Annotated in this window: 7 protein-coding genes and 2 pseudogenes; 5 read left to right on the top strand and 4 right to left on the bottom strand. The window is 71.7% G+C overall.

Features of this window, described 5'->3' with window-relative positions; genetic code table 11:
* Positions 1–68 precede the first annotated feature (68 nt).
* The 3 genes and pseudogenes from EF387_RS12490 to EF387_RS12500 all read left to right on the top strand — a co-directional run.
* Positions 69–887, top strand: coding sequence for an enoyl-CoA hydratase/isomerase family protein (locus tag EF387_RS12490; RefSeq protein WP_128376553.1), 819 nt, complete (start codon positions 69–71; stop codon positions 885–887).
* 115 nt (positions 888–1,002) lie between these two features.
* Positions 1,003–2,292 carry a CaiB/BaiF CoA transferase family protein gene (locus tag EF387_RS12495; RefSeq protein WP_420802561.1) on the top strand — a complete coding sequence of 430 codons (1,290 nt, stop codon included), beginning with the start codon at positions 1,003–1,005 and terminating at the stop codon, positions 2,290–2,292.
* A 105-nt stretch (positions 2,293–2,397) separates the two neighbouring features.
* A pseudogene (locus EF387_RS12500) lies at positions 2,398–2,547 on the top strand (4-hydroxy-2-oxovalerate aldolase); the annotation flags it as partial.
* 128 nt (positions 2,548–2,675) lie between these two features.
* Here EF387_RS12500 and EF387_RS12505 read toward each other — a convergent pair.
* Positions 2,676–4,127, bottom strand: coding sequence for a hypothetical protein (locus tag EF387_RS12505; protein WP_128376555.1), 1,452 nt, complete (start codon positions 4,125–4,127; stop codon positions 2,676–2,678).
* Positions 4,128–4,241: 114 nt separating this feature from the next.
* Between EF387_RS12505 and EF387_RS12510 the strand changes: the two genes are divergently transcribed.
* Complete coding sequence (locus EF387_RS12510) at positions 4,242–5,507, top strand: molybdopterin-dependent oxidoreductase (protein ID WP_128376556.1); 1,266 nt, start codon at positions 4,242–4,244, stop codon at positions 5,505–5,507.
* A 346-nt stretch (positions 5,508–5,853) separates the two neighbouring features.
* Here the strand turns inward: EF387_RS12510 and EF387_RS12520 are convergent, their stop codons facing one another.
* From EF387_RS12520 to EF387_RS12530, 3 genes are read right to left on the bottom strand one after another with little or no spacing between them, the layout of a single operon-like run.
* A complete protein-coding gene (locus EF387_RS12520) occupies positions 5,854–6,630 on the bottom strand; it encodes a class I SAM-dependent methyltransferase (protein ID WP_128376557.1) in 777 nt (258 codons plus the stop codon).
* Entirely contained in the window at positions 6,627–7,244 is a 618-nt protein-coding gene (locus EF387_RS12525; protein WP_128376558.1) for a TIGR04282 family arsenosugar biosynthesis glycosyltransferase, read from the bottom strand. Before EF387_RS12525 ends, EF387_RS12520 begins: the two co-directional genes overlap by 4 nt.
* The gene (locus tag EF387_RS12530) at positions 7,241–7,969 is read right to left on the bottom strand and encodes a glycosyltransferase family 2 protein (RefSeq protein WP_128376559.1); all 729 of its coding nucleotides are present in this window, start codon (positions 7,967–7,969) and stop codon (positions 7,241–7,243) included. Before EF387_RS12530 ends, EF387_RS12525 begins: the two co-directional genes overlap by 4 nt.
* Before the next feature lie 150 nt (positions 7,970–8,119).
* On the opposite strand from EF387_RS12530, the pseudogene EF387_RS12535 reads away from it, so the two are divergent.
* A pseudogene (locus tag EF387_RS12535) lies at positions 8,120–8,260 on the top strand (two-component sensor histidine kinase); the annotation flags it as partial.

Here is an 8,260-nt window from a genome sequence, read left to right on the forward strand (position 1 = left end):
GGCCACCGGGCTGTACGGGGAAGGCGACCGGCCGTCGCAGTGCGGTCGTGGATCGGCAAGGGGCCGCCATGAGCGACCGGACCCCAGGCGCGGCCGTGCTCATGGAGGACGACGGGCTGGAACGGGTGCTGACGCTCCATCAGCCCGATCGACACAACACCCTGGATCTGGCCTGCCGCCAGGAACTTGGCACCGCACTGCGGGACGCGTCGCGCGACGAGCGGTGCCGGGCAGTGGTGACGACCGGCGCGGGAGGCAACTTGTGCGCGGGCGGCGACATCCGCTCCATGACACCCGTCTCGGGGGAGTCCGCCGCGAGGACGGAGGTGGTCGCGGGCATCGTACGGGCGATGGTCCGGAGCCCCAAGCCCGGGCTCGCGACGGTCGAGGGTGTCGCGTTCGGGCTCGGCATGTCGCTCGCGGCGTCGTGCGACCACGTGGTGGCCGCCCGTGACGCCCGGTTCGGCTGCCCCTTCGGGAGGATCGGGCTGATCGCGGACTCCGGACTGCTCTGGTCGCTGCAAGCGCGGGTCGGGCTGCGCACGGCGAAGCGCCTGCTGCTGTTCGGCGACGTCCTGGACTCGGGGGAGTCGGCCGCTCTCGGCTCTGGCCGACGTCCTGTGCGAGCCCGGATCCGCATGGCAGGAAGCGGTACGGCCGGCCGGGCGGCTAGCCGAAGGCGCTCCGTCCTCCATCGCGGCGACCAAGCGGATCCGGCGTCCGTCCGGCGTCCTGTCCTGCCCGCGAAACTCGACGCCGTACTCGCCGAGGAGATACGGGCACAGCCGCAACTGCCGGCCGGTGCGGGTATCGCCGAGGGCAGCACCGCGTTCTCGGCCGGACGCGCTCCGCGGTCCACCGGACCGACCACGACGGAGCGGGCATGAGGTGGGCGGCGCGGGCCACAGCACCGACGCGCCCGGCACTGGCAGGTACGACAAGGTCGAGGAGAAATTCATGGCAAGGCCCGGCTTTCCTCCCCGGACCCTGAAGGGTGATCGGGTGAACGTGGCAGACACCGAGCAGGTGGCAGACACCGAGCGGGCGGAACGCTCCGACCCGACACGCACCGCTCGTGACGCGGCCAAGCAGGCCGGGCCACTGGCGGGCATCACGGTGGTGTCCCTGGAGCAGGCGGTGGCGGCTCCCATCTGCACCCGAACCCTCGGTGACTTCGGGGCTCGGGTGATCAAGGTGGAGAACCCGGAAGGCGGTGACTTCGCCCGGCACTACGACGACGTGGTGAGCGGCATGTCGGCGCACTTCGTATGGGTCAACCGGGGCAAGGAGTCGGTCACGCTGAACCTGAAGGATCCGGCCGGGATGGCGATACTCCACCGGTTGCTCGACCGCGCCGATGTGATGGTCTCCAATCTTGCTCCCGGTGCCACGGCGAGGCTCGGTATCGCGCCCGCCGACCTGGCCGTCAGCCACCCGGAACTCATCGCCGTGGAGATCGACGGCTACGGGCCGGGAGGCCCGCTGTCCCACAAGCGTGCTTACGATCTGCTCGCCCAGGCGGAGTCGGGCGCATGCGCGACGACGGGCCTTCCCGGTGCGCCGGCCAAGCCCGGTCCGCCGATGGCCGACGTGTGCTCCGGCCTGTATGCCGCGTTGTCGGTTCTGGCGCTGCTCTGCGGCAAGGAACGTGGCCATGGTCGCGGCCTCAACGCGGTCGCGGTGAGCCTGTTCGACACGATGACAGAGCTGATGGGGTATCAGCTCACCTACACGCTGCACACGGGTGTGGACCAGCAGCCGGTCGGCATGGGCTCGCCCGCGGTGGCGCCGTACGGTGCCTACCGCACAGCGGACGGCCAGACCGTCGTCCTGGGCACGACGAACGACCGCGAATGGCGGCGGTTCGCGCGTGACCTTCTCGGTCGGCCCGACCTGGCCGACGACGAACGCTTTCGTACCACCTCCGGCCGGGCTGAACACCGTGAATTCCTGGACGCGGAGATCGCCGACTGGTGCGCACGCCACGACCTGACGCAGGTGCAGAGCGACGCGGATGCCGCAGGGATCGGGAACGCCCGGTTCAACACACCGAGCGAGGTCATAGCCCATCCGCATCTGACGGCCCGCGACCGGTGGCGCCGGATCGACACACCTCACGGTCAGGTACCCGCTCTGCTTCCACCGCCGGTCATCGCCGGCTACGAGCCCCCGATGGGTGGGATCCCCGCCCTCGGTCAGCACACCGACGCCCTGCTCACCGAACTCGGCGTCACCGAAGACGACATCGCATTGCTGCGCGCACAAGGGGCGGTGACCCCGGCCCCTCGCTGAGCTGTCGGATCCAAGCGTCTCGGAAACTCTGTGTGTGCCTGAGGGCCTCGACGGCGCTATCGACATGGCCTGGGGGGAGCGCGCTCCTCCACGGCGGCAGGCATCCACGCCGAGATGGCGGCCGATCGGTACGGCGTCGACGCCCGCACACTGTTGCTGAAGGTCGGCCGCCGCGGCCTGGTCGGCGGTCACGAGGACATGATCGTGGACATCGCTCCGGACCTGATGTCGGAACAGGCGGTCGCGGCGGAGTAGGCCGCGACACAAATAGTCCTCAACTCCTCAACTCCCCCCGCATCCCGGAGACGAGGAGTACCTCGTAGTCCATCGGCGAGTCCGAACCAGTGGGTGGGCCGGGGAACGGCGTTTCGCCATCCCTCCCGTCACCAGCCGGTCATCAGCAGGTGATTGAGGAGCAGAGCGAGTGCGGCCTGCGCGGTGAGCCAGGCACGGGGTCGGGTCAGGAACGCGCAGGCGGCCGGCAGCCACAGGGCGAACGGCAGCCAGATGCGTTCGGTCTCCGCCTTGCTCATCCCGGACAGGTCGGCGATGAGCAGAGCAGCGAACGCCGCGGTGACCAGCAGAGCGAGGCGGACGTCGGGACAGGTGACGGACCAGCCCGCCCGGGGCACGACACGCCGGCGCAGGGCAGAGCCGGTACGTACGGCAGTGCCGTGGCGGTCGTCCGTCCGCACCCCGTCCTCCGGAGCGTTGGCGGGCGAACGTGCCTTGAGGCGTGCCAGGGACCCAAGGAGCGCGGCGCCGGTCCGCCGCAGGCCCGCCACTGTCGCCGGGCCCACGATCAGAACGGTGCAGGCGAGGTTGGCCCACACCCAGTAGCCATAGGGACGGATACCGCCCGCCCCTTGGTAGTAGCGCTCGACGAGCAGTCGGTATGCCTCCCACCAGTTGAAGCCCGCGAGGGTGAAGACGAGCGGAACGAGGGTGACTCCGGCGAGGGCGTAGGGCAGGGGCCGGGTTCGTCGCGGGCCGCCGAGCAGCAGGACGGCGCCCGCGATCACGGCGAAGAGCGTGAGTCCGTAGGAGAGGTAGCAGGTGAGACCGAAGAGGAGGCCGGAGACGAAGCCGGTGAGCCGCGGCCGGTGTCCGGTGACCGCGAGGGCGAGGAACGCGATGGTCCAGGCGGCGACCGCCGCGAAGTAGCCGTCCGCGGACGTCCCCATCCATACCGCGGCCGGCGTCAGTACCAGGAACGGTGCCGCCCGGCGCGCGAGGGCCTCGTCCGCGAGCGCCCGCACGGCCACCAGTACCGCCACGCACGCCGATGCGCCCACGGTGATGCACCACACCCCGGCCCAGCCCCCGCCGCCGAGCCCGGCCCGGTCGAGCAGGACGAACGTGAGCGTCGCCGCCGGAGGGTGACCCGCCACATGCGGGGGCCAGTTGTCGGGGGAGTGGAGCAGGATGTGCCCGGTGAAGTCCCGCAGCGTCGCGGGAATGTCCTGGAAGCGGTCGATGACCTGCAGGTACTCGTACCTGGTCGTGAGCCGCACCGCGATCCCGCGCTGCCAGCCGTCGATCAGAGCCAGTGACCACGTCCACGCCATCGCCGCACCCCAGGTGGCCCCGAGCAGCGCGCGCCACGGCAGCCGGGCGGCCAGGGCCGGGCCGTACGCCACGACGGCGACCGCCACGACCAGCGCCGCCGGGGTACCGGGGCCGGCGTGGGGGCCCCAGTTGGCGTACAGGGGAGGCCACCCCGTATGCAGGTTGTCGTAGGTGAAGTGGAGGTGCCGGCCGACCACGACGGCCGCCACGACGAGGAGGACGGCGGCCAGGACAGCTGCCAGGTCGCGGAACGGGGTGCGGATCACACATGGAACGCTAGGGCGGAAGGCGTCGAACAGGGTCGCCCGCGGTGCTGACGTCAGAGTTTCGTCATGGGTCGCGCACCCCTGTACCGGCGGGTTCCTGCCTAACGTCGGGACATGCCTGACCAACGTCTGCCTTTCTCCCCCGGTTTCTGGCGAAGTCCTGTGCGCGGTCCGTGGTTCACCTCGGTGCTCGGCGTCGTGCTGCTCGGCGGGATCACCGTGCTGTTCGTGACGGGGCTGCTGTCCTACGCCGCGTACAACCCGGATCTGTCGCCGGTGAACGACAAGACGCCGGACAAGGGACTGCTCGGCTTCTACCTCTTCGCATGGCCGACCGATCCGCCCTGGCTGTACCGGCTCAACCAGGGCGTCCATGTCACGCTCGGGATCACGCTCATCCCTGTCCTGCTGGCCAAGCTGTGGTCGGTGGTGCCCAAGCTGTTCGCGCTGCCACCGGTCCGGTCGCTCGCCCACGCACTGGAGCGGATCTCCCTGCTCCTGCTGGTCGGCGGCGTGCTGTTCGAGTTCGTGACGGGTGTGCTCAACATCCAGCTGGATTATGTCTTCCCGGGCTCCTTCTACCCTCTGCACTTCTACGGGGCGTGGGTGTTCTTCGCCGCGTTCGTCGTGCACGTGGTGCTGCGGGCGCCGGCTGCCGTACGCAATCTGCGGCGCATGCGGGAGGGGAAGGGCCCGCAGGAGGAGGCCGGCGTGGAGCCGGAGTTCCCGCTGGTCTCCCCGCGGCCCATGGAGCCCACCGTGTCGCGGCGCGGGGCGCTGTGGTTGGTCGGGGGCGGTTCGTTGCTGCTGTTCGCGACCACGGCGGGGCAGAGCTTCGATGGTCCGCTGCGGCGGACCGCCCTCCTCGCTCCGCACGGGGCGGGCGATCCGGGCAGTGGCCCCGGCGGCTTCCAGATCAACAAGACGGCCGCGTACCGGGGGATCACCGGACGGGAGACGAGCGAGGAGGTCTGGCGGCTGGTCGTCACGGGGCCCACCGGGAGCGTTCGGTTGAGCCGTGCCGAGCTGCTGGGACTTCCTTTGCACAGTTCGGCGCTGCCCATTGCCTGCGTGGAGGGTTGGTCGACCTCTGACCAGTGGTGGCGGGGCGTACGGCTACGGGATCTCGCCGCCTTGGTCGGATACGAGGCGGACGCGGCGCCCGACGTCATGGTGGAGTCCCTCCAGCGACGCGGCGCCTTCCGCAAGGCAGCCCTACGGGCCAATCAGGTGCGTGACCCGCGTTCCCTGCTGGCACTGGACGTCAACGGCGAGCCGCTGACCCCCGACCACGGCTACCCGGCGCGGGTCATCGCGCCTGCTGTGCCCGGTGTGCTCAACACCAAGTGGGTGGCCCGGATGACGTTCGGAGATCTGTGATGCGCAGCGCGTTGCCTCCGCTGGGGAGCCCCCTGCGGATTCTGCTTCTGGCTTCTTCGTTCGCGCTCGCGGGCTACGCGGGCGTGCGTCTGCTGTCCGGGGACTGGCTCGGAGTGGTGCTGTGGTTCGTGGGCGCGGCGGTGCTGCACGACCTGGTGTTCGTGCCGCTGTACGCGGCCGTGGACCGGGCCGTCACCGGTGTGCTCGGTGCCGCCGGCCGGCGGGTGGGGGCACCGTCCACGCCCTTGGGGCAGCGGGGGAGGACCTTGTACGTCCGGGTGCCGGCGGTCCTGTCCGGGCTCCTGCTGCTGGTGTGGTTCCCGCTCATCAGCGGGCGGGTGGCGAGCTACGAGTCCGCCACCGGCCTGTCCGCCGAGGGCTTCCTCGCCCGCTGGCTGCTGATCACCGCAGTACTGTTCGGCGGTTCCGCCCTGCTGCTGGTGTCGCGGCTGCGCAGGGCCACGAAACAGCGGCCGTCGTCCGACCACTGAGCGACGGTGCGCCAGCCCAGCGGGCGGGCGCACCGCAGCAGCGCAGGGGTGCCGAGCCGGGCCCACGGGAACAGGGCACCGGTAACGCGGGCGTCGGTGCCGCGCACGATGCGGACGTCGATGCGCTCGTCCACGTCCACCGGTGCCGTCTCCGCGATCAACAGGCCACCCGGCAGCAGTAGTTGGGCCAGTCTGCGGAGCAGGGCGCGTGGGTCGCCGCCGATGCCGAGGTTGCCGTCCAGGAGCAGAACGGTGTTCCAGCGGCGCTCGCCGGGCATCGGCTCGAAGACCGAGCGCCACACGGCCTGCCCGCCGATGCTCAAGGTGTGGGCGACGGCGGCCTCGCTGATGTCGATGCCGAGCGCGGTCCGGCCCTGGGCGGCGAGTTCCGCGACCAGTCGTCCCGGCCCGCACCCCACGTCCAACACGGCACCCTCACACCGGTCCAGCACCCGCAAGTCCACGGCGTCGGCCCGGCCGCACCACCGCTCCACGTCCAGCGGAAGCAGCCAGCCGTCACTGCGGCGGAGGAACAGCGGTCCGCGGCCGGCCCGGAGGGCGTCGGCGTACGGGTCGGCGGACCAGTCGTGTTCCGCGGTGCCCCGCACCATCACCTCATGTGCGGTTGTCATCGGCCGCCGACCACCCGAAGCCGGGCGAACTCCGCGGCGAAGGCGCCGTTCGGCGCCGTGGCGGCGACCGCCTCCGCGTCGGCGGCCGTGTCGACGTCCCGCAGGTGCGGCAGGTCGCGCACCCGCAGGCCCGCGGCGACGAGCCGGTCCCGCTGGGCGGCGCCGGTGGCGGGCGTCGACATCGGTACCCCGCGCAACAGGCCGGGGTCGGGCTCGGCCAGTCCGAGTGCCCAGAAGCCGCCGTCCTCGGCGGGGCCGAGGCAGGCGTCGCTTCCGTCGAAGTCCACGGTGAGCAGGTCCGGCGTCACCTGCGGGGTGTCCATTCCGATCAGCAGGGCCGGACCGTCGCAGTCGGCGAAGGCCGCGGCCAGCCGCTCGTCGAGACCACCCGCGCACTGCGGAACGACGTCGAAGCCGGGCGGCAGCCAGGGCCCGGCCGTCCCGTCGAGGACCAGGACCCGGCGCCGGGCGGGTGCCGCGGCCACCGCCCGCAGGGTGTCCGCGAGGGCCGCCTCGGCCAGCATCGCCGCCTCCTCGGACGTGAACGGCGGGGTGAGCCGCGTCTTCACCCGTCCCGGCCGGGGCTCCTTGGCGATGACGAGCAGGGTGGTCATCGGCGGGTGCCTCCTCGGGCCGTGGGGTGCGCCGCGGCAGTCGTGGCCACGCCTGGTGCCTCGGCCAGGACGCGGCTCATGTCCCGTACGGCCTGCAGGGTGCCCCGCCAGGTGCCTGTCACCTTCGAGGCACCGGACCGCGGCAGATAGGGGACGTCGTGCTCGGTGACACGCCAGCCGGCGTCGGCGGCCCGCACGACCATCTGCAGCGGGTAGCCGCTGCGCCGGTCAGTCAGACCGAGGCCGAGCAGCGCCTCGCGGCGGGCGGCCCGCAGCGGGCCGAGATCGTGCAGCCGCAGGCCGGTGCGGCGGCGCAGCATCAGAGCGAGCGCGATATTGCCGGCCCGCGCGTGCGCGGGCCAGGCGCCCCGGCCTCGCGGTCGTCGCCGCCCGAGCACCAAGTCGGCCTCGCCGTCCTGGACTTCGCGCACGAACGGCACGAGCAGGGCCGGGTCCAGCGAGGCGTCGCAGTCACAGAAGCACACGGTTGTGGCACTTGCGGCGGTCAGCCCCGCATGGCAGGCGGCGCCGAAGCCGCGGCGCGCTTCGTGGACGACGGTCGCGCCGAGGCGGCGGGCGATGTCGGCCGAGCCGTCGGTGGACCCGTTGTCCACGACGAGGGCACGCCAGCCGGGAGGGATGCGGTCGAGCACCCAGGGCAGGGCTTCGGCCTCGTTCAGACAGGGGAGGACGACATCGACGTCCTCGGGTACGGAAAAGGTCATCACGGCTTCACCCTACGAACCGGAGCGGCACATATCGGACTTCGGCTCCTTACGAAACACGGACGTCGGGGACGCGGGCTGCTCGAAGCGCGACGGCCAGGGGAATGGGTGCGAGGCCGGCCGCATGGAACAGCAGCCGTTGAGCCGGCGGCGGACGCCTCAGTACTCAGCCGCGAGTTGGAGGCGACCAGCGCGAAGCTGGCCGAGTCCCGGGAGCGCGAGCGCGCCCTTGAGTCCTCCCGCCGTGAACTCGTCGCCTGGATCTCGCACGATCTGCGCACGCCGCTCGCG

Source organism: Streptomyces cavernae, assembly GCF_004023625.1.
GTDB lineage: Bacteria > Actinomycetota > Actinomycetes > Streptomycetales > Streptomycetaceae > Streptomyces > Streptomyces cavernae.